This is a genomic window from Dyadobacter chenhuakuii (assembly GCF_023821985.2).
GTDB classification, from domain to species: domain Bacteria; phylum Bacteroidota; class Bacteroidia; order Cytophagales; family Spirosomataceae; genus Dyadobacter; species Dyadobacter chenhuakuii.
In genome coordinates this window covers 3,271,644-3,291,033 of record NZ_CP098805.1, presented here as the reverse complement: position 1 = coordinate 3,291,033, position 19,390 = coordinate 3,271,644, and the positions used below count along the sequence as shown (strand labels likewise).

General features: G+C 46.7%; 14 protein-coding genes. 10 read left to right on the top strand and 4 right to left on the bottom strand.

What is annotated here, in order from left to right; translation table 11 throughout:
• Nucleotides 1-37: 37 nt before the first annotated feature.
• Complete coding sequence (locus NFI80_RS13595) at nucleotides 38-2,155, bottom strand: peptidylprolyl isomerase (protein WP_233795459.1); 2,118 nt, start codon at nucleotides 2,153-2,155, stop codon at nucleotides 38-40.
• A 57-nt stretch (nucleotides 2,156-2,212) separates the two neighbouring features.
• Entirely contained in the window at nucleotides 2,213-2,701 is a 489-nt protein-coding gene (locus NFI80_RS13590; protein ID WP_235162728.1) for a hypothetical protein, read from the bottom strand.
• Nucleotides 2,702-2,857: 156 nt separating this feature from the next.
• Here NFI80_RS13590 and NFI80_RS13585 point away from each other — a divergent pair, with 156 nt between their 5' ends.
• The gene (locus NFI80_RS13585; protein ID WP_233795461.1) at nucleotides 2,858-3,160 is read left to right on the top strand and encodes an SCP2 sterol-binding domain-containing protein; all 303 of its coding nucleotides are present in this window, start codon (nucleotides 2,858-2,860) and stop codon (nucleotides 3,158-3,160) included.
• Nucleotides 3,161-3,232: 72 nt separating this feature from the next.
• A complete protein-coding gene (locus NFI80_RS13580) occupies nucleotides 3,233-4,687 on the top strand; it encodes a Gfo/Idh/MocA family protein (protein WP_235162729.1) in 1,455 nt (484 codons plus the stop codon).
• Nucleotides 4,688-4,781: 94 nt separating this feature from the next.
• Here NFI80_RS13580 and NFI80_RS13575 read toward each other — a convergent pair whose 3' ends face one another.
• The gene (locus NFI80_RS13575) at nucleotides 4,782-5,501 is read right to left on the bottom strand and encodes a pyridoxine 5'-phosphate synthase (RefSeq protein ID WP_235162730.1); all 720 of its coding nucleotides are present in this window, start codon (nucleotides 5,499-5,501) and stop codon (nucleotides 4,782-4,784) included.
• Nucleotides 5,502-5,812: 311 nt separating this feature from the next.
• Here NFI80_RS13575 and NFI80_RS13570 point away from each other — a divergent pair, with 311 nt between their 5' ends.
• The 6 genes from NFI80_RS13570 (at nucleotide 5,813) to nadB (ending at nucleotide 12,362) form a co-directional block, all read left to right on the top strand.
• Nucleotides 5,813-6,262 (top strand): GatB/YqeY domain-containing protein, encoded by a 450-nt coding sequence (locus NFI80_RS13570; RefSeq protein WP_082213687.1) that lies wholly within the window; start codon nucleotides 5,813-5,815, stop codon nucleotides 6,260-6,262.
• Complete coding sequence (locus NFI80_RS13565) at nucleotides 6,259-6,822, top strand: CvpA family protein (RefSeq protein WP_233795464.1); 564 nt, start codon at nucleotides 6,259-6,261, stop codon at nucleotides 6,820-6,822. Before NFI80_RS13570 ends, NFI80_RS13565 begins: the two co-directional genes overlap by 4 nt.
• A gap of 130 nt (nucleotides 6,823-6,952) precedes the next feature.
• Entirely contained in the window at nucleotides 6,953-8,005 is a 1,053-nt protein-coding gene (gene rlmN / locus NFI80_RS13560; RefSeq protein ID WP_235162731.1) for a dual-specificity RNA methyltransferase RlmN, read from the top strand.
• Between the two features lie 104 nt (nucleotides 8,006-8,109).
• Entirely contained in the window at nucleotides 8,110-9,531 is a 1,422-nt protein-coding gene (locus tag NFI80_RS13555) for an inorganic phosphate transporter (protein WP_233795466.1), read from the top strand.
• 183 nt (nucleotides 9,532-9,714) lie between these two features.
• Nucleotides 9,715-10,710, top strand: coding sequence for a quinolinate synthase NadA (gene nadA, locus NFI80_RS13550; protein ID WP_235157775.1), 996 nt, complete (start codon nucleotides 9,715-9,717; stop codon nucleotides 10,708-10,710).
• A gap of 74 nt (nucleotides 10,711-10,784) precedes the next feature.
• Nucleotides 10,785-12,362: an L-aspartate oxidase gene (gene nadB / locus NFI80_RS13545; RefSeq protein WP_235162732.1), complete on the top strand. Its 1,578-nt coding sequence runs from the start codon at nucleotides 10,785-10,787 to the stop codon at nucleotides 12,360-12,362.
• Between the two features lie 53 nt (nucleotides 12,363-12,415).
• Here the strand turns inward: nadB and NFI80_RS13540 are convergent, their stop codons facing one another.
• On the bottom strand, nucleotides 12,416-13,765 hold the full coding sequence (locus NFI80_RS13540; protein ID WP_235157785.1) for a vanadium-dependent haloperoxidase: 1,350 nt from the start codon (nucleotides 13,763-13,765) through the stop codon (nucleotides 12,416-12,418).
• A 486-nt stretch (nucleotides 13,766-14,251) separates the two neighbouring features.
• On the opposite strand from NFI80_RS13540, the gene NFI80_RS13535 reads away from it, so the two are divergent.
• Nucleotides 14,252-17,488 carry a SusC/RagA family TonB-linked outer membrane protein gene (locus NFI80_RS13535; protein WP_235162733.1) on the top strand — a complete coding sequence of 1,079 codons (3,237 nt, stop codon included), beginning with the start codon at nucleotides 14,252-14,254 and terminating at the stop codon, nucleotides 17,486-17,488.
• 11 nt (nucleotides 17,489-17,499) lie between these two features.
• A complete protein-coding gene (locus NFI80_RS13530; RefSeq protein ID WP_235162734.1) occupies nucleotides 17,500-19,383 on the top strand; it encodes a RagB/SusD family nutrient uptake outer membrane protein in 1,884 nt (627 codons plus the stop codon).
• The last annotated feature ends 7 nt before the right edge of the window (nucleotides 19,384-19,390 follow it).

The window sequence follows — 19,390 nt, the reverse complement described above, 5'->3', positions numbered from 1 at the left end:
TTTCTGCTCCTCTTTTTATTGAATGTTTTGAATCTAATCAAAAGAATTTCGCGCGGCGATCTTCGATTTTAGCGTTCTCGCGGATCGCTTCGTTTACAAGATACGACATGCGGCTTTCCAGTGATTGCGTCAGCTGCGTTTTGTATTGCGTGTAATCCGCAACCTTAGGCGCCTCTGTTTTGCTAACCAGTTCCATAATGAAAACACCATTCTCACCCGTGAAAACATCTGATTTCTGACCTGGCTTCAAGCCGAATGCTTTACCCAATGCGATCGGATCAAATCCTGCGCTGGTTAAAAATCCTGTTGCAAGTGAAATATCCGTTGCGTTTTCAACCAATGCACCTGCGCCGTATTTGGCAGCGATAGCAGGAAGGTCGCCTGTTGCACCTTTCAGCTTTGCAGTGATTTGTTCTGCTTTGATCTGGTTACGAACCTTAGTAGTAAGCTCATCGCGGAAGTCAGCAACTTTTACATCCTTCGCGTCAGACTTGCCAACAAGCACAGCTACGATATATTGTTCCTCAGTTTCAAAAACAGGAGAAACCTCGTTAATGTCTGAATCATCTTTAAATGCCCATCTTACGATATCACGGCCGTTTTGGATGGCGTTAATGTTCGTTGCAGATTCAGGGATGCGGTTTGCGTTGGCTACAACCAATGCTTTGTTTTTCTTAACCGCTTCGTCAAAGTCAGTTTTTGTTTTAACCGTGTTTGCAAACTCATCCGCTTTTCTGTAAGCCTCATCACGTGTTGCCTGGCTTGGGGCAATCGTTTTTCCGATGGCTGCAATGCGGTACAATGTGTTTGATTTTGGATCAGTAACCTTGATAATGTGGAAACCAAACTGGCTCTCAACCAATCTTGGGATCAGGCCCGGAGCAGTTGCAGAGAATACAGCTTCTTCGAAAGGCTTCACCATTTGACCATTATTCTGGAAATAGCTCAGGTCACCACCACGCTGTGCAGATTGCGGGTCAGCGCTGGTTGTTGCAGCCAATGCTTCAAAATTAGCACCCGCACGGATTTGGGCAAGAATGCCTTCCGCCTTGGTACGAGCCGCAGCTTTTGCAGAGTCAGACTGGTTTTCAGCACGGATCAGAATGTGGCTGGCTCTTGCAGAAGCAACCGTATCCACGCGCGTCCCGCCGTATTTGTATATATAATAAGTGTTGCCTTCGCGGTAAGGGCCATAAACGCCACCCGGAACGAATGTTTTTACGGCTTCTTTCAACTGATCGGACATGGTTCCCAATGACATATTGATTGGCAAAGGAATGTCTGAGTTCATAGCTGCGAAAGATGAATCGTTCTGCGCAGTGGCCAGGCCGCGGGCAAGTTCCTTAATTTCGCTGTATAATGCAGCGCTGTCGTCTTTGGCAGGCTGGATCGGGAAAGTAACGTATTCGATTGAACGCGTATCGGTCCCTTTGTATTCCGAGCGGTGCGCGCTCAGATAATCTTCAAGTTGCTTGTCTGTAACTTTAATTGTGGTGTCCACAACCGAGAAATAAGGCACATACAGGTAACGAAGTGTTGCTTTGCTGTTTTGCGCCACATATTCTTTTTCAGCCAGTGCTTTCGGAATGTAAGTTGAAAGTCTGAGCATGTTTTCATATTTGGCACGCGTCCGCTCTTCACGAAGGCTTTTCTCAAAATTCTCCCAGGATTTTTGTTGTTCAACAGGGAGTGTTTTAAGATTTTTCAGATAGTTAACAACGGCGTTTTTATCAAATTTACCAGTGGTAGGATCAGAAAAAGCTTGTAGAATCGATGGGCTGATGTGGTTACCCTGAACCATTTCGACCAATTCCTGGTCGGTAACAGTGAGTCCAAGATCTTCAAATTCTTTTTTATAGGCAATGTCGACTACGAACTGGTTCCAGGCCTGATCTCTCAGCGACGCCAGCTCATTTTCGTTCAGGCTGCGTCCCGACTGTGCTTCGTAATTCTGACGAAAGCCGTCCACGCGTGACTGGAAGTCTTTAATGTTGATTTCTTTGCCGGCGATTTCACCAACAGTCTGATCATTTCCCCCTCCAAGCATGGAATTTGGGCCCATTAAGTCGCCCCCCACCATAAAAAGAATTAAACTGATCGCGATAACCGTCACAGCGATCCCGGATTTTTCTCTGATTTTTGTAATTAAAGCCATTTTCTCGATTCAAATTAGTCCGCAAAATAAAATCTTTTCTTCGTGGAATGCAAGAGGTTATGCCGAATGCATGTGTTTCAAATTGAAAGCATACATAATTAGCATAAAAATACTGAAGAAGACCCCAGCCATGGATGTAATAACCCCTAACCAACCACCGATCAGAAACAGCGGCAAAAGAAAAGCAACGGCGATTCCGCCCATATATAAGTAGAAGCCCCTTTTATCGAGGTTCCACATTAAATAAGCCGCAAATAAGGACAGCGATTCAAAAATCAGCATAATGATCGCTCCCGTTTTAATGGACCCGGCAGTAGTTTGCTCGATCACCGCCTCGAACATTTTGTCCATGGTCTCCGTATCCGCAGTTGTTGCCTGATTTTCAAGGTTTTCACGCACGCCTTCAAATGTTTCACGTGTCTTGTCAGCCATGATTTCAGGGTTCCATAACCTCTCGGATTGTGTCCAGAGGCCGGACACGGAGCTCATAAAAGTCAGGATACATAATATGGTAAGAAATGTAGGACGGATTACTGGTTCACTCATTGGGTAGTAAATAATATCAGCAGGATTTTCTGATGATGCGTGTAAAATTTGTGGTTTTAGCTGAAAACACCAAAGCCATTTGAATATTCTTATAAGGGAACATACATTTGTCATTTTTAGTCCGAAAATAATTCAACAACCGAAAGACCAGCTTATATGAGCCTACAAATTCTGACCGACCGTGTTAAAAATATCCTGGGAACCGACAGCGGCCTTAATGCAACCGTTAAGTTTAAAACCGAAGAAGGAAACGTATTTATAGACAGCAAATCAGTGCCTAACACGGTTTCCAATGATGACCTGGAAGCAGATTGCACATTTGAAGTTTCTACCAAGAATGCGCTCAAACTCATCGACGGCGACCTGAATGCCATGATGGCATATATGACAGGCAAGCTTAAAATCGACGGTGATATGGGCGTAGCGATGCGCATCGCCGAAACTTTCGGGGGACGTTAGTAGTCTTCCGCAGCCAAATCCTTTTCATTTTTGACGGTTAATATTTATTCAAAACCTAAATCATGACGTGTTATGGAACAGCAAAATGAGTCCGGAAATAATGAGATCAGGCGCAGGGATTTCTTAAAAGCCGGCGCGCTGACGGCCGGGACTTTCATGATCGTTCCAAGACATGTTTTGGGTAAAGGTTTTATCCCGCCCAGCGATAAGCTGAACATTGCGGCAGTGGGCTGCGGTGGAAAAGCGGATGTTAATATCAGGCTGGCTTATAATAATGGTGCGGAAAACATTGTTGCGTTATGCGACGTCGATGACCGTCAGTCGGAGAAATACCGCAAGCAATTTCCGAATGCACCTTATTATAAGGATTACCGGAAAATGTTTGAAAAGGAAGCCAAAAACATGGATGCCGTGATCGTTACCACGCCCGATCACATGCATTTCCCGATTGCGATGGCCGCAATGGAGCTTGGAAAACATGTATATGTGGAAAAACCCCTGACCAAGGACATTTGGGAAGCGCGTAACCTCACCATTGCCGCAAAAAAATATAAAGTGGTAACCCAAATGGGCAACCAGGGAAGCAGCAGCGATGGGACCCGGCAAACAGAAGCATTGGTCCAGTCCGGCATTATCGGGGACGTGCATAAAATTGAAGTCTGGACAGACCGGCCCGTGTGGCCGCAAGGCGTGCAATCGCCCAAAGACAAAGGAGAATCACAACCCATTCCGCAAGGTGTGGACTGGGATCTCTGGCTGGGCACCGCTCCGAAACGCGATTACCACGAAGCCTATATGCCATTCAGATGGCGCGGTTACTGGGATTTTGGCACGGGCGCACTAGGCGATATGGGCTGCCATTTCATCGACGTGCCGTTCCGGGCATTGAAACTGGGCTACCCCACATCGGTGGAATGCAGCGTAGGATCCGTGTATGCCGACTTTTTTAAGCAGGCATTTTTCGATGACGTAGCCCCGCCATCGGCTTCCATCCACATGAAATTTGCCTCCAAAACGCCGGGTAAGGACATTAATTTCTCCTGGTACGACGGCGGAATGCGCCCGCAGCTGCCCGAAGGCTGTGATTACAAAACCGTTTTCGGAAGTGTTGACGGCGGCATGCTCTTCACCGGCACCAAGGGAATCCTGAGCGCAGAAATGTTCGGTAACAATCCGCGCTTATGGCCCGAAAAGAAATTTGAAACAGTAAGACCGAACATTAAACCCCGTGCATTAGTCCCGGGCGGCTCAGAAGGGCATCAGCAGCAATTTGTACAAGCTTGCAAAAAGGGCCACGGCACATACACAAGTTCCGCATTCGAAGAATCCGGACCATTAACCGAAATCGTCTTAATGGGAAACCTGGCCGTACGTTCCTACCTCCATCGCGAACCCAAAGCAGACGGAAAAGGCGGCTTCAACTTCCCAGGACGTCAAAAGCTCATTTGGGACGGTGCTAATATGAAGATAACGAATTTTGACGTGGCTAACCGCTTTGTGAAGAGGGAGTATCGGACGGGGTGGTAGCACTTCGGCTCCGCTCAGTGTGACAGACTTATTGCCTGTCACACTGAGCGGACCGGGCCGCCGGGCGGCCGAAGTGGAGGACCGCTACGCTACACTACAACTCCAACTCCCTTAAATACATCTGGATCGTATTTTCCAGTCCCAAATACAACGCGTCCGAAATCAAAGCGTGCCCTATGGAAACTTCATCCATCCAGGGAATGCTTTGTTTCAAAAAGTGAAGGTTATCAAGGCTAAGGTCATGTCCAGCATTCAATCCTATTCCAACCTCCCGCGCTTTTTCAGCAGCCAAAACGAATGGTAACACCGCTTTTTGGCGATTTTCGAAATATTGTGCAGCATATGGCTCTGTGTAAAGCTCCACACGGTCGGCGCCGCAGATTTTTGCGCCTTCGACCATTCTTTCGTCCGGATCTACAAAAACCGAAACACGGATTCCAGCGGATTTGAATGTCTGGATCAGATCAGTCAGCTCGCTTCTGTTGGTAACCGTATCCCAGCCTGCATTGGAAGTGATGGCATGCAATGCGTCCGGCACCAATGTTACCTGGTCTGGTTTGTTCGTCAGCACCAGCTCCACGAATTTTTTTTCAGAAGGATTTCCCTCGATGTTAAATTCCGTAGTCACAACTTCTTTCAGGTCATAAACATCCTGGTAACGGATATGACGTTCGTCGGGGCGGGGATGGACCGTAATGCCTTGCGCCCCAAACCGCTCACAATCCAGCGCCACTTTAAGCACATTGGGATTATCGCCCCCGCGTGAATTACGCAGGGTTGCTATCTTGTTGATGTTAACGCTTAGACGTGTCATAGGCAATGAGTGAATGAGTGAATGAGTGAATGAGCGGGCGCCGTTGCGCTGAATGACTGAATGACTGAATGATTGAATGATTGAATGATTGAATGTGTGTGAATGATTGAATGAGTGGTTACGTGGAATAGGACAATTTATAAGGTTTCCTTTAACTTTGCAGCCCCATTGGCCGATTTTAATTCAACCTTTGATATTCAAATTTAAAAATACATTCAGTCATTCAGCGCAACGGCGCCCGCTCATTCAATCATTCAAAATTAGAAATCATTCAGTCATTCACTCATTCACTCATTCAAAATTATAATACCATGTCACTAAAAACGCAAGTTGAATCAGGCATTAAGGATGCCATGCGGGCGAAAGATCAGGATACATTGCGGGCTTTGCGCGCGATTAAGTCACTTATCCTTCTGGAAGAAACAAAAGGCGGCGCTACGGGTGAACTCACTGCTGATGACGAACTTAAACTGCTCACCAAGGCAGCAAAACAACGTCGCGAATCGGCCGATATTTACAAAACTCAAAACCGTCCTGACCTTCTGGAAAAGGAGGAAGCGGAGCTCGCGATTATCGAGCAATTCCTTCCGAAACAGCTTACAGAAGATGAGGTTAAGGCCAAATTGCAGGACATTATCGCCCGGGTAGGAGCGTCGTCACCTGCGGATATGGGTAAAGTGATGGGCGTGGCAACCAAAGAATTGGCTGGACAGGCAGACGGACGTGTGGTTTCTACTTTGGTAAAGAGCTTGTTAGCATGAAATTATTGGATGTTCTCATCCTCCTTCCCCTCCTTTGGGGGGCATTGCATGGTTATCGCAAAGGACTTTTAATTGAAATTATCGGCATTGCCGGACTTGTGATAGCCATGGTATTGGGTTTCAAATTTTTAGGGCTGGGAATGGAAATTCTCACACCTTATTTCAGTGATAGTGTGGCCAAGAAAATCCTTCCTTATGTTGGGTTTTCGGCCATTTTCTTTCCTACTATTTTTCTTTTAAACCAATTTGGCTATTCTATCCGCAGATCGCTCCGCTTTTCCATGCTGGGGACATTTGATAGCCTCGCGGGCGGCATGGTGGGCGTGCTGACCTGGGTTTTCGGGATCAGCGTTTTTTTCTGGCTTGTGAATGCGATTGGTGTAAAAATCCCTGCGCACAGGACGGACGATACTTATCTTTATCCAATTGTGGTGCCCGTTGCGCCAAACCTCATTACAAAAGCACTCACCTGGATGCCGTCTGGAACCGAGCTGATTAAAGAATGGAAGCGGGAATATCTGGATGATGAAAAGGAGGAAGTTTCGCAGGAGGATCTGTGATTTGTACAAAAATCACCATGATTTGAACTTTCAAAATTCAGCAAAGGTTACGTTCCCTGATTGAGTTTCAGTAACTTTGCGAATCAAATCGTCCGGATGCTTCACGCACCGGGCTAATAGAAAGAAAATAATGATTGAAATTAATAAGCGGCAGGATATCCGGAAAATGGACGTTGAACAGCTTAAAAGCTGGCTGGCCACGCATGGAGAGAAGGGTTTTCGTGCCAAACAGGTTTTTGAATGGATCTGGAAAAAATCGGCACATTCATTTGATGAAATGACCAATTTGTCGCTCGCAACACGCCAGTTGCTCAACGAGCACTTCCTGATCCACTCGCTCGACATCGCCAAGCAGCAGCAAAGCAATGACGGGACTATAAAATCTGCATTCAAACTGTTTGACGGCAACCTGGTTGAAGGCGTTCTGATTCCTGCAGCCGACCGCATGACGGCTTGCGTAAGCAGCCAGGTGGGTTGCTCATTAACCTGCAAGTTCTGCGCAACAGGTTATATGGACCGCAAACGCAACCTGGAAGCAGGAGAAATTTACGATCAGGTTGTAGCGATCGCAAGACAGGCGGAAGGAAGTTTCAAGGCACCATTGACCAACATCGTATACATGGGCATGGGCGAACCTTTGCTTAACTATGCCAATGTACTGGAATCTATCGCACACATTACTTCTCCCGAAGGCCTCAATATGTCGCCCCGGCGCATTACGGTTTCCACAGCTGGCATAGCCAAGATGATCAAAAAGCTTGGGGATGATGAGGTTAAGTTCAGACTTGCATTATCATTGCATGCTGCCAATGACGAGAAGAGAAATCAGATCATGCCTATCAATGAGTCCAATTCACTGGATAACCTGGCGGAGGCTTTGAACTACTTTTATAAGAAAACAGGTAACCGCATCACATTCGAATACATTGTTTTTAACAACTTCAATGACACTTTGCAGGACGCGAAGGAATTGTGGGAGTTTACAAAACGTGTTCCGGCGCGGGTGAACATTATAGAGTACAATCCGATTGCTGAGGCAGATTTTAAGAACACCGAAGCAGCCAGACTGGACAAATTTGCCGCATATCTCGAAGACAGGGGCGTTTCTGTGCATGTTCGCAGGAGTCGCGGCAAGGACATTGATGCAGCTTGCGGCCAGTTGGCCAATAAAGAAGCAGCATAATCTCCGATACTTATTCTGAAACCTGAATTAACAATTTGGTAATATTGCAACGGTAAGGAATAAGTAGTTTTGTCTCCTATTAAATAAACCTATATTCTTCTTTTATGTTTGGTCTTGAAACCGACATTTTTATCCTCCTCGCTCTCAGTATTTTAGCGGCTTGTGCATTCGAGTTTGTAAATGGTTTCCACGATACAGCCAACGCAGTTGCGACAGTTATTTATACCAATTCATTAAAACCCAATGTGGCCGTAATCTGGTCAGGTTTTATGAATTTTTGCGGTGTGTTCCTGGGTGGGATTGCCGTTGCGATGGGGATTGTCAACCTGCTTCCCGTTGAATTATTGATCGATCAGAATGTCTACCATAGCGCCGCTATGGTTTTTTCATTGCTGATCAGCGCCATTATCTGGAACCTTGGAACCTGGTATTTCGGACTTCCCAGTTCAAGCTCACATACATTGATCGGCTCCATTCTGGGTGTTGGTCTGGCATTTACATTCATGCCTGAAAATTCAGAAGGCGCGGGTGTGAACTGGACCAAAGCACAGGAGCTTTTCACTTCATTGCTTACATCGCCGATCTTCGGTTTTGCGCTGGCGATCATCATTATGTTCATTTTGCGCAGAATGCTTTCCAAGCCGCTTCGCGAAATTGTTTTTAGTGAACCAAAGAAAAATCAGCCGCCTCCGCTCTGGATACGTGCTATTTTGATCACAACCTGTACATTGGTAAGCTTTTTTCACGGATCAAATGACGGGCAAAAAGGCGTGGGCCTTGTCATGCTAATTCTGATCGGCATTGTTCCTGCACATTTTGCACTTGACAACAGCATTGATCCTGCCGGCATGAAGGCGGACCTGGCCGGCATTGAACGGGCGGTTAGCACCATTGATTCATCCAGACTCTCTGTTTCTGACCGTCACCATCTTTTCACCATCCAGTCGGAAATTGATACACTCAATGCGCAGATCCAGAAGCCGCTGGTAGATCACAAGCTGCCTTTGGAAGACCGGATGAATGCCCGTCGCTCATTGCTGCTGATCAGCCGTAACCTGAAAACGATTCTGGATAACGGCCATGCTAACCTGAATACGGACGATAAGGCATTCCTTAAAATGCAGTCGGGAAGTGAAGGCGGGATCAGAAGATATACAGATTATGCGCCGGATTGGGTGATCTTGATGATTTCACTTTCCCTGGGACTTGGCACCATGGTAGGCTGGAAACGGATTGTGGTTACCATCGGTGAAAAGATCGGTAAGCAACATTTAACCTACGCACAAGGGGCGTCTGCCGAACTAGTGGCAGCCAGCACCATCGGCGTTTCTTCATACTTAGGACTTCCCGTAAGCACCACGCACGTGCTTTCTTCCGGGATTGCAGGTTCCATGGTGGCGAGTAAGGGCGTTAAGAACTTGCAGGGCGGCACGATCCGGAATATCGTGATCGCGTGGGTGCTGACATTGCCTGTTACCATGCTGTTATCTGGAACACTTTACGTTTTCTTCCGCTGGATATTATAATAGCAGACATCAGACAAACCTATAAAAAGGCCGCTGGAAACATTTCCGGCGGCCTTTCATTTTTATACCGATGCACTTTCTTTGCTTTTCATTGGTTTATTAGTGTAAATTCGGGTCCACGCGGTGGCCGCCACGCGGTGGCCGGAATTTTTATGATCAACTAAAAGCCAATTATTCACCATAATGACAACTATTGAAGAGCAGGTCAACCGTTACGGTTATGTTACCGAGGCTGTTGCTGATGATATTGATTTAATTGCTGAAATCAATCGATTGAAAAAAGAAAAGAATGCCGTGATCCTGGCGCACTATTATGTAGACGCTGAAATCCAGGATCTTGCAGACTATATCGGTGATAGTCTTGGCCTTTCGCAGCAAGCCGCGGCCACAGAAGCTGATATGATCGTATTCTGCGGTGTGCATTTCATGGGTGAAACGGCAAAGGTTTTAAGTCCGAGTAAAAAAGTTGTCATTCCCGATTTGAATGCAGGCTGCTCCCTGGCGGATTCTGCTCCGGCTGATAAGTTCGCTGCATTCAAGGCACAATATCCTGATCATATTGTGATCAGTTACATCAACTGTTCGGCTGAAATCAAAGCCTTGACGGACATTGTCTGCACCTCTTCAAACGCATTGCAGATTGTTAACAGTTTGCCGCCTGATCAGAAAATTATTTTTGCTCCCGACGCTAATCTGGGAAGATACGTGGCTCAAAAAACGGGGCGTGAAATGGTTCTTTGGGATGGCGCCTGCATCGTTCACATTGATATTTCAAGAGAAAAATTAAAACAACTCCGGGAGGAACATCCGGATGCATTGCTGATTGCGCATCCCGAATGCAAGGAAGACATATTAATGCAAGCCGATTTTGTGAGCTCAACTACCGGATTGCTGACTTTTGTAAAAGCATCGCCGCATCAGAAATTCATCGTTGCGACAGAAGCGGGAATTTTGCATAAAATGAAACAATCGGTTCCGGACAAGAAATTGATCCCGGCTCCCGGCTCAGACAATAACACCTGCGCCTGCTCCGAATGTCCTTATATGAAAATGAATACATTAGAGAAAGTGTACAATGCCCTTTTGTATGAACAACCGGAGATTTTTGTTCCGGAAGATATCCGGCTGAAAGCATACAAATCCGTTGCCCGGATGCTGGAATTAAGCAGAGGAATTTAGAACAGCTTTTGACAGTCGGCGCTTAACCGACTGCCGAAAGCCGGACACATTGCCCAAACATTAACCTGAAACAAATGCCCCAATTCGATTTCCTGATTATCGGTTCCGGGATTGCCGGATTAAGTTATGCAGCCAAGCTGGCGAGACATTTTGACGAATTACAACAGGAAATTTCCATTGCGGTCATTACCAAAGTCCAGGCAGATGAAACCAACACCAAATACGCGCAAGGTGGAATTGCGGTGGTTTGGGCCGAATCGGATTCGTTCGAAAAGCACATTCAGGACACCATGGATGCGGGCGATGAGGTTAACAAGCGTAACATTGTCGAAATTGTAGTGCGCGAAGCGCCCCAGCGCATACAGGAACTGATCGATTACGGAACACGATTTGACAGAGAAAAGGGCGGGGAATACGATTTAGCCAAAGAAGGCGGACATTCGGACCACCGGATCCTGCATTTCAAAGACATTACCGGCGCGGAGATCGAGCGCGCGTTACTGGAAGAGGTAAACAGGCACAAGAGCATTCAGGTTTTTACACATTACTATGCCGTAGAGCTCATTACGCAGCATCATTTGGGTGAAACCGTTTATCGTTACCGGGAAGATATCCAGTGTTACGGCGCTTACGTGCTGAACCGCCAGACCGGCGAAGTGGAGAAATTTGTGGCTAAAACAACCATGTTAGCCACGGGAGGAATCGGCAACATTTATCAAAGCACAACCAATCCTACCATTGCAACCGGCGACGGCATTGCCATGGCTTATCGCGCCAAAGGCCTGTGCGACAATATGGAGTTTATCCAGTTTCATCCCACCAGTTTTTATCAGCCAGGGCAAAAACCCTCTTTTCTGATATCGGAAGCGGTGAGAGGATTTGGAGGGATTTTAAAACGCGCGGATGGCAGCACTTTCATGGAGCTTTACGACGACCGGCTTTCGCTCGCCCCGCGCGACATTGTAGCCAGGGCCATCGACTCCGAAATGAAAAAGAATGGTGTCGATCATGTGTATCTGGATGTGCGCCACCTGGATTATGAGAAATTTTTAGAGCATTTCCCCAACATTACCGAATACTGCCTTAAATCCGGCATTGACGTCAGAAAAGACATGATTCCGGTTGTTCCTGCGCAGCATTATATGTGCGGAGGGATTAAGGTTAATGAATGGGGCAAAACCAACATTAACTTCCTTTACGCAGTGGGAGAATGTTCCTGCACAGGTCTGCATGGTTCCAATCGCCTGGCTTCCAACTCATTGCTTGAAGCTGTTGTGTTCGGGCACAGGGCTTATGAAAGTACGGTTGACAGTTTTAATGATGCAGTCACGCCCGACAACATTCCGGAATGGGACGATACGGGCACCACGCATCCCGAAGAACAGGTTTTGGTGACTGAAATGACGCGGGAATTGAATAGCATTATGTCCAATTATGTTGGCATTGTGCGCACAAACCGTCGTATGAAACGGGCCTATGACCGCCTGGAACTGCTTCACGAAGAGCACGAACAGCTTTACCGGGAATCCAAAGTTTCCGTAGCCATTTGCGAGCTCCGGAACATGATTTCGGTTTCCTATCTGATCATTAAAATGGCAATGGCCCGACGCGAGAACATCGGGCTGCATTACAATTCAGATCATGTGAAATAAGATTAGCTTTCGGCTGATCCGGAAAACCGTTTTTTTGACTGGATCAGCTTACATTATTTCGCAGCGATTTCGTGCCGGCCTTTTTTGGTAACGGCACGTTTCCAGACATTTTCACCTACCTTCTGACCTAAATAAGTTCCTTGCTCGACACCGTCGCGGTAATGTATCCCGCCGTAGACCCGGCTTATGGAGGCATCCCAATACGCCTCTTCAAAGGATTTAAATGATTTGATACCATGGCCGTATTTCTTTTCGGTCGTATCGGTGAAGGCAACATTGTCACCAATCAGATGCGTGAGTACAGTTCCGCAGGCGGCTGAAATAGCGCTGTGGCCGCTCACATATTCCGGGAATGCAGGGGTTTCCAAAAATGGCCGCCAGTTAGGGTCCCAGTTGTTGTTGATCACAGTTTCCGGGCGGATCCGAACTGTCCGGTATTTCTCATCCCAGCAAGCCGAAAATGCATCGAAAAGGGATAATGCTCCTAATGTATAAGCTTCGGTCGAACGCATCAGATCGAGTTTCTTGTCTGTGGCTACGGTCCTGATAATTGCCAGCCAATGTCCGGCCGGGGTCATTTTCTTGTTTGCAAACATGGCATGGCCTACCACATTTGTTACAAACGCATTATCATCCCAAAAATAAGCCGTTGCCTTCTGTTCCTCGGTAATCGTTTTGCCTATATTGTAAACTTCCATCGCCAGTTCCATGAACTTGCTTTTCTTGTCAAGATCGTATTTGGCTGGCGGCGGACAGCGGAACTGCGTCACGGAATCCAATGCAAAAGTCCTAACGGTGTTCCACATAGGCTCGCAGGCATCCGCATATGCAGGCGGCGTAGGCACCCAGGTTCCGGGCGCATTTGTCACCGTATAGCGATAACCGCGAATCTCTTTGTAATGATCTTTTGCAGAATAGGCGAGCACATGCTTGGCCACAGAGTCACCGTATGCAGTGGAGCGTTCAAAAACATCGTCCGGAATGCCCATATCGCGATATTTTTGAAAAAGATCCTTCTCATAATCGTCCCACATATTCCCGGAAAACGTAAGCGTGCGGCCCACCGTTGCAAATGCCTTTATACTGGCAAGCGGATAGCAATACGCAAGGGAGGAATCCGGTTTCTGCGGTGATGTAAATTTGACGAGTTGTCCGCCAAGTGACTGATATTCAGGATATGCTGGCACGAGCGCTTCGTAGGCAGCAAGGAAAGAATAACTGTAAATACGGCTGGCAACCGGCGGTTTGAAAATGTCATGAATGATCACATCCGTCAGGTGCGTCGCTGTTTCATGGAATATTTTTGGGTCAGCTGCTTTGGCATTGTATTCGTCCGGTGACACATTTTTGGTGCAGCCGAATGCAAACGACATGCATATCAGGGAGAGTAAACGGAATTTCATTATGTAGACAATGGTAACAAATACAAGATTACTATAAGGCGAAGTTAGTAAACATCCGTCACATTTTGGACGCAAAATATGTAACTTTTAGTATACAATTCTATAATTATTCGAATTTGAAGTGAATAAAATTGTTATTTTCGTAGAATGCATATGTTAAAAGACAGAATGTTTTCTTTTGTAAAATATTTAATATCTTTTTGTACAAACGAACGAGCAAAACAAAAATCCAGCGGCTTATCCAATGCGCTTTCCCAGGATCACGCGTCGAATTGTGTACAAAATACACGCTGGATAAAACTGACTGATAACTTCTCTAACTCACCAAAACAATCATCGCTAACCTATGTAAATACTTTCCGATCTGAATCTTATTACTTCTAATGTCCGGTTTCTTCATGTAAGCCGGTGGCTGTCTCTACGTTCCGTGCTTATACGGTTAAGCAACTTTTTTTTAATTCTACTATTTAATCAAAATTTCAATCTATGAGAATTTCTACTGGATGGACATCTCGTGCTGCATCGCGATGTGTTTTTTCTCTTTTACTGGCTCTGATCGCAGTAGTAGGGGCTTACGCCCAGAATGTGGTGAAGGGAACAGTCAAAGATGATCAAGGAGTGGCCTTGCCGGGCGTGAGCGTGGTAGTGAAAGGGACCACAGCCGGAACGGTCACTGACAATGAGGGCGTTTACTCTGTGGCAGCCGACAAGCAAGGCACATTGGTCTTCTCTTTCATCGGCTATCTGACACAGGAATTACCGGTCGGCAGCAAATCAAATATCGATGTCAAACTTGTTTCTGACACCAAAGCATTAACCGAGGTTGTGGTTGTAGGTTATGGTACTGCCAAAAAAGCAACCCTAACCGGCTCTGTAACAGCAGTAAAGGGAGCAGAGCTTGAAAAAGCGCCTGCCGCAAACTTATCTAACACGCTGGGCGGTCGTCTGCCTGGTATTTCGGCTGTACAAGCAAGCGGTGAGCCTGGAAATGATGGTTCTGCCATCCGTATCCGCGGTACAAACTCGCTGGGTAACAGCAATGCACTCATCGTTGTGGACGGCGTTCCTAACCGGAGTGGTGGTTTGGACCGTATCAACCCTGCGGACATTGAAAGCATTTCGGTTCTGAAAGATGCTGCGGCTGCGATTTACGGTTCACGTGCGGGCAACGGGGTAATCCTGATTACCACCAAACGTGGAAAAACAGGCAAGCCACAGTTATCCTATGACATGAACTTCGGTGCTTCACAGCCAACAAGAACACCTGAAATGGCTAACGCTTCTGAATACGCTACGATCCGTAATGAATTGCAGATTTATGATAACCTCCAGGTAGGAGAGTGGGGAAACGCTTTGACAGGCTTTAACACGACGGGTTCTTATAAAAGACAAGACAACGGAAACGTCATCAATGCGGTTTTTAACCCGGATGACATGAAGAAGTTTAATGACGGAAGCGATCCTTTGCTTCATCCCAACACAGACTGGTACGGCTCGGTAATCCGCAAATGGGCACCGCAGCAGCGTCACAATCTGCAATTGACAGGTGGTAGCGAGAACATTAAATATCTTGCCTCTTTGGGTTATATCAATCAGGAAGGTTACTACAAAAACACGGCGACCGCTTACAAGCAGTATGATATGCGTATCAATTTGGATACAAAAATCAACAAATACATTTCTGCAAACGTGGGCCTTACATTGCGTGAAGAAGATCGTAACTATCCAAGCGGTGGTAACGATGCAGGTCCGATCTTCCGGATGCTGATGCGTGGTAAGCCAACTGAAATAGCGATCTGGCCTAATGGAAAAGCAGGTCCTGACATTGAAAATGGTCAAAACCCAGCGGTTATCACAACCAACACAACTGGTTACGAGCGCGACAGAAGAGATTATATCCAAACAAACGGAGGTCTTGAAATTCTGATTCCAGGTGTACCAGGGTTGAAAATCAACACCATGGCAGCATTGGATAAGCAAATCCGCCGTCAGAAAAACTTCGAAACGCCTTGGACATTATATTTCTGGGATAAGAAAACCTATGAAGCGGATGGCACTTCACCATTGCTTACAGGAACAGTTCGTTCTACTTTCAAAGATCCGCGTTTGACAGAAGGCTCCTACCAAGAATTGTCTATCCAGCTGACAGGCCAGATGTCTTACGAGAAATCAATCGGCTCGCATAACTTCAATGTAATGGCGGGTGTGCAGCGCGAAAAAGTGGATGCTGATGGTTTCTTTGCATTCCGTCGCTACTACATTTCACCGGTCGTGGATCAGCTTTTCGCTGGTGGAACGCCTGAGCAGAACATTGGAAACTCAGGGACAAACAATGGTGACTTGTTCTCACGTGCCCGTTTGAGCTATTTTGGTCGTGCAGGTTACAACTTCAAAGAAAAGTATCTTGCTGAATTCCTTTGGCGCGTAGATGGATCTTATGTATTTCCAAAAGAAGGCCGTTTCGGTTTCTTCCCGGGGGTTTCTGCGGGTTGGAGAGTTTCGGAAGAAAGTTTTTGGAAAAACAGCATTTCGCAAGTTGTTGATAACGTAAAGCTGCGTGCATCGTGGGGACAGATGGGTGCTGAGCCTTATTTCCTTGGAACAGAAACGCTTGCTGAATATCAGTATCTGTCCACAATGGGCTTTGGTAGCTACATTATCAATGATCAGGTGGCTAAATCTCTGTTGGAAGCACGTGTTGCCAACAGGAACTTCACCTGGGAGGTTGCCAATAACTCTAACTTCGGGATTGAAGGAACATTGCTGAACGACAAGCTCGCATTTGAATTTGATTACTTCGTAAACAACCGTTCTAACATTCTGATCCCGAAAGCGGGTTCAACGCCTTCTTCTGCGGGTATCGATGGAAAGCTTCCTCCTCAAAACCTTGGAAAACTGCAAAACAAAGGATGGGAGTTCAAGTTGAGCTATGACGGCAATGCGGGTGACGATTTCAGATATTCTGTAAGTGTGAATGGTGGTTATGCCAAAAACAGGATCAAATACTGGGATGAAACACCGGGCGCACCTTCTTATCAGCGTTCGACCGGAATGCCTTATAACTCATTCCTTGTGTATCAGTTCGACGGAGTATTTAAAGATCAGGGTGAGATCGATGGAAACAAGCTGGACTACACGCCGATCACGGGCAACCTGAGACCTGGTGACATGAAGTTCAAAGACGTGAATGGAGATGGAAAAATCAGTGCTGACGACCGTTTGAGAACTGAGAAAGTACAGCGTCCATATTTCACAGGTGGTGCGTCGATCAACCTTGGCTACAAAGCATTCGATCTTTCTGTATTGATGCAGGGAACATTGGGAGGTTTGCAGATCGTAGGTCTTACGGAATCAGGAGACATTGGTAACTATCTGAAATACGATTACGATCACCGCTGGACAATTGACAACCCAACAAGTGAATATCCGCGTTTGACAAACCGTAACAACCGGTATTATACCAACACAGGACAAGCTGGTATCAACAACTACTTCCTGAAAAGCAATAATTACCTGCGTGTGAAGAACGTTGAGATCGGATACAACCTGCCATCAGAATTGGGAAGCAAAATCGGTCTGAGCAAATTCCGCATCTACGTAAACGGATTGAACTTGTTCACTTTTGACAAGATCAAGGTTTGGGATCCAGAATCCACTACCAACAGCGGCCAGTACTATCCACAGGCAAGAATTATCAATGCCGGTCTACGTGTAGCATTTTAAAGACAACGAATATGAAATTGAAATATAAAAGTATAATCTTAATTGCGTTGCTTACGGCGACTGGATTATCGTCTTGCGACACTGAGTTTCTGGATGTAACGCCTCCTACTGAAATCCAGGCCGACGAAGTCTGGAAGGATGGTGCGCTTGCAGAAGGTTTTGTAACGGGCATTTACGCGGGACTTCAACAAGGCGGATTTAGCGAGCAAATGCTTGCTTCGCTGACAGATGAAGCCGTGTTCACCCACACAGGCCGGAACATTAACACCGTGAACGAAGGCAGTTTGAGCCCGTCCAACCTAGGCTGGGTGGACGACACTTATGGCTGGGGACCCATGTATACACGTATCCGGGCTGCTAACCTTGCAATTGCCAACCTGCAAACTTCAACATTTACGGATGAGACGCTGAAGGCGCGCTTAAAAGGAGAGGCTTATTTTCTGAGAGCATATTACTATCAGCAATTGGCGCGCTACTATGGTGCTGTGCCGTTGATCAAGAAAGTATATGCGCTGAACGAAGATTACAGCGTTCCCCGCAACACCTGGGACGAATGCATCCAGGCTATTGTAAGTGACTGTGATAGTGCAGCATTGCTTTTGGACGGCAAAACACTTGTAAAAGGCCGCGCTTCTAAAATTGCTGCTCAGGCCTTGAAATCCCGCGTGTTGTTGTACGCTGCAAGTGATCTGCACGACATTCCAACTGCAAAGGCAAAGTCAGCTGTGATTGCTGCTTATCCGAACCCTGAATTTTTGGGATATATTTCCGGCGACCGTAAGGCGCGCTGGACGGCTGTACAAGCTGCTGCAAAAGCTGTTGTTGATGCAGGTGCAGGCAACGCTTACAAGCTGAACCTGACTGCTCCCGTTTCGGCTGCGGCAGGAAAGCTGAACTACATTTCTATCGCAATGGCGGGAGCAAGTGCGGATAAAACGCTCGATCCTTCTGCTGCGAGTGAAATCCTTTTCGGCCGTTATTTCACACCAAGTTTGGGTGAAGGCGCGCGCCAGACAGGCTTGAACAACGGACCGAACGGTTACCACAACTGGGCTGGAAACACGCCGATAGGAACATTGGTGGATGATTACGAACTGATGGACGGAACGGCATTTAAATGGACCAACCCAACGCATGCTGCGGCTCCTTACAACAACCGTGACCCCCGTTTCTACGCTACTGTCATGTATGATGGTGCAGGCTGGAAACCACGCCCTTCCGATGCAAAGGATCCTGCAAACCAGATCCAGACCGGTGCTTACGACCTTCTGGACGACAAAGGCGCATTAATCAACCGCAAAGGATTGGATACCCGCAGCAGCTCTATCGAAGACTGGAACGGAAGCCGCACAGGTTACTACATGCGCAAGTTTATCGATCCAAACCCTGCATTGTACGACAACACCGATCGTCAGAACATTCCATGGCCATTCATCCGTATTACGGAGTCCGTTTTCAATTACATTGAGGCGAGCATTGAATTGGGTCAGGATGCAGAAGCACTGGCTTGGTTGAATAAGATCCGTTTCCGTGCCGGTATGCCTGCACTGAAAGTATCAGGTGCTGCGCTGAAAGATGCTTACCGTCACGAAAGAAGAATTGAAATGGCTTATGAGGAGCAACGTTACCATGATGCACGCCGCTGGATGATCGCCAAAGAAACATTAGGCCGTCCATTGGAATACATCAACGTGCTCGGCAAATTCAAACCAGGCAAATCGATGAAGGAGCCTTATCATTACGATACAGATGTATATACTTACACTTATACGCCGATTGTCGAGAAATCGCATGAAAACCGTACATGGGCTGATAAAATGTACTTCCGTCCGTTCAGTCGTGATGAGATCAACAGAAATGCAAAACTGGTGCAGAATCCGGGTTATGATAAATAGTTAGTCC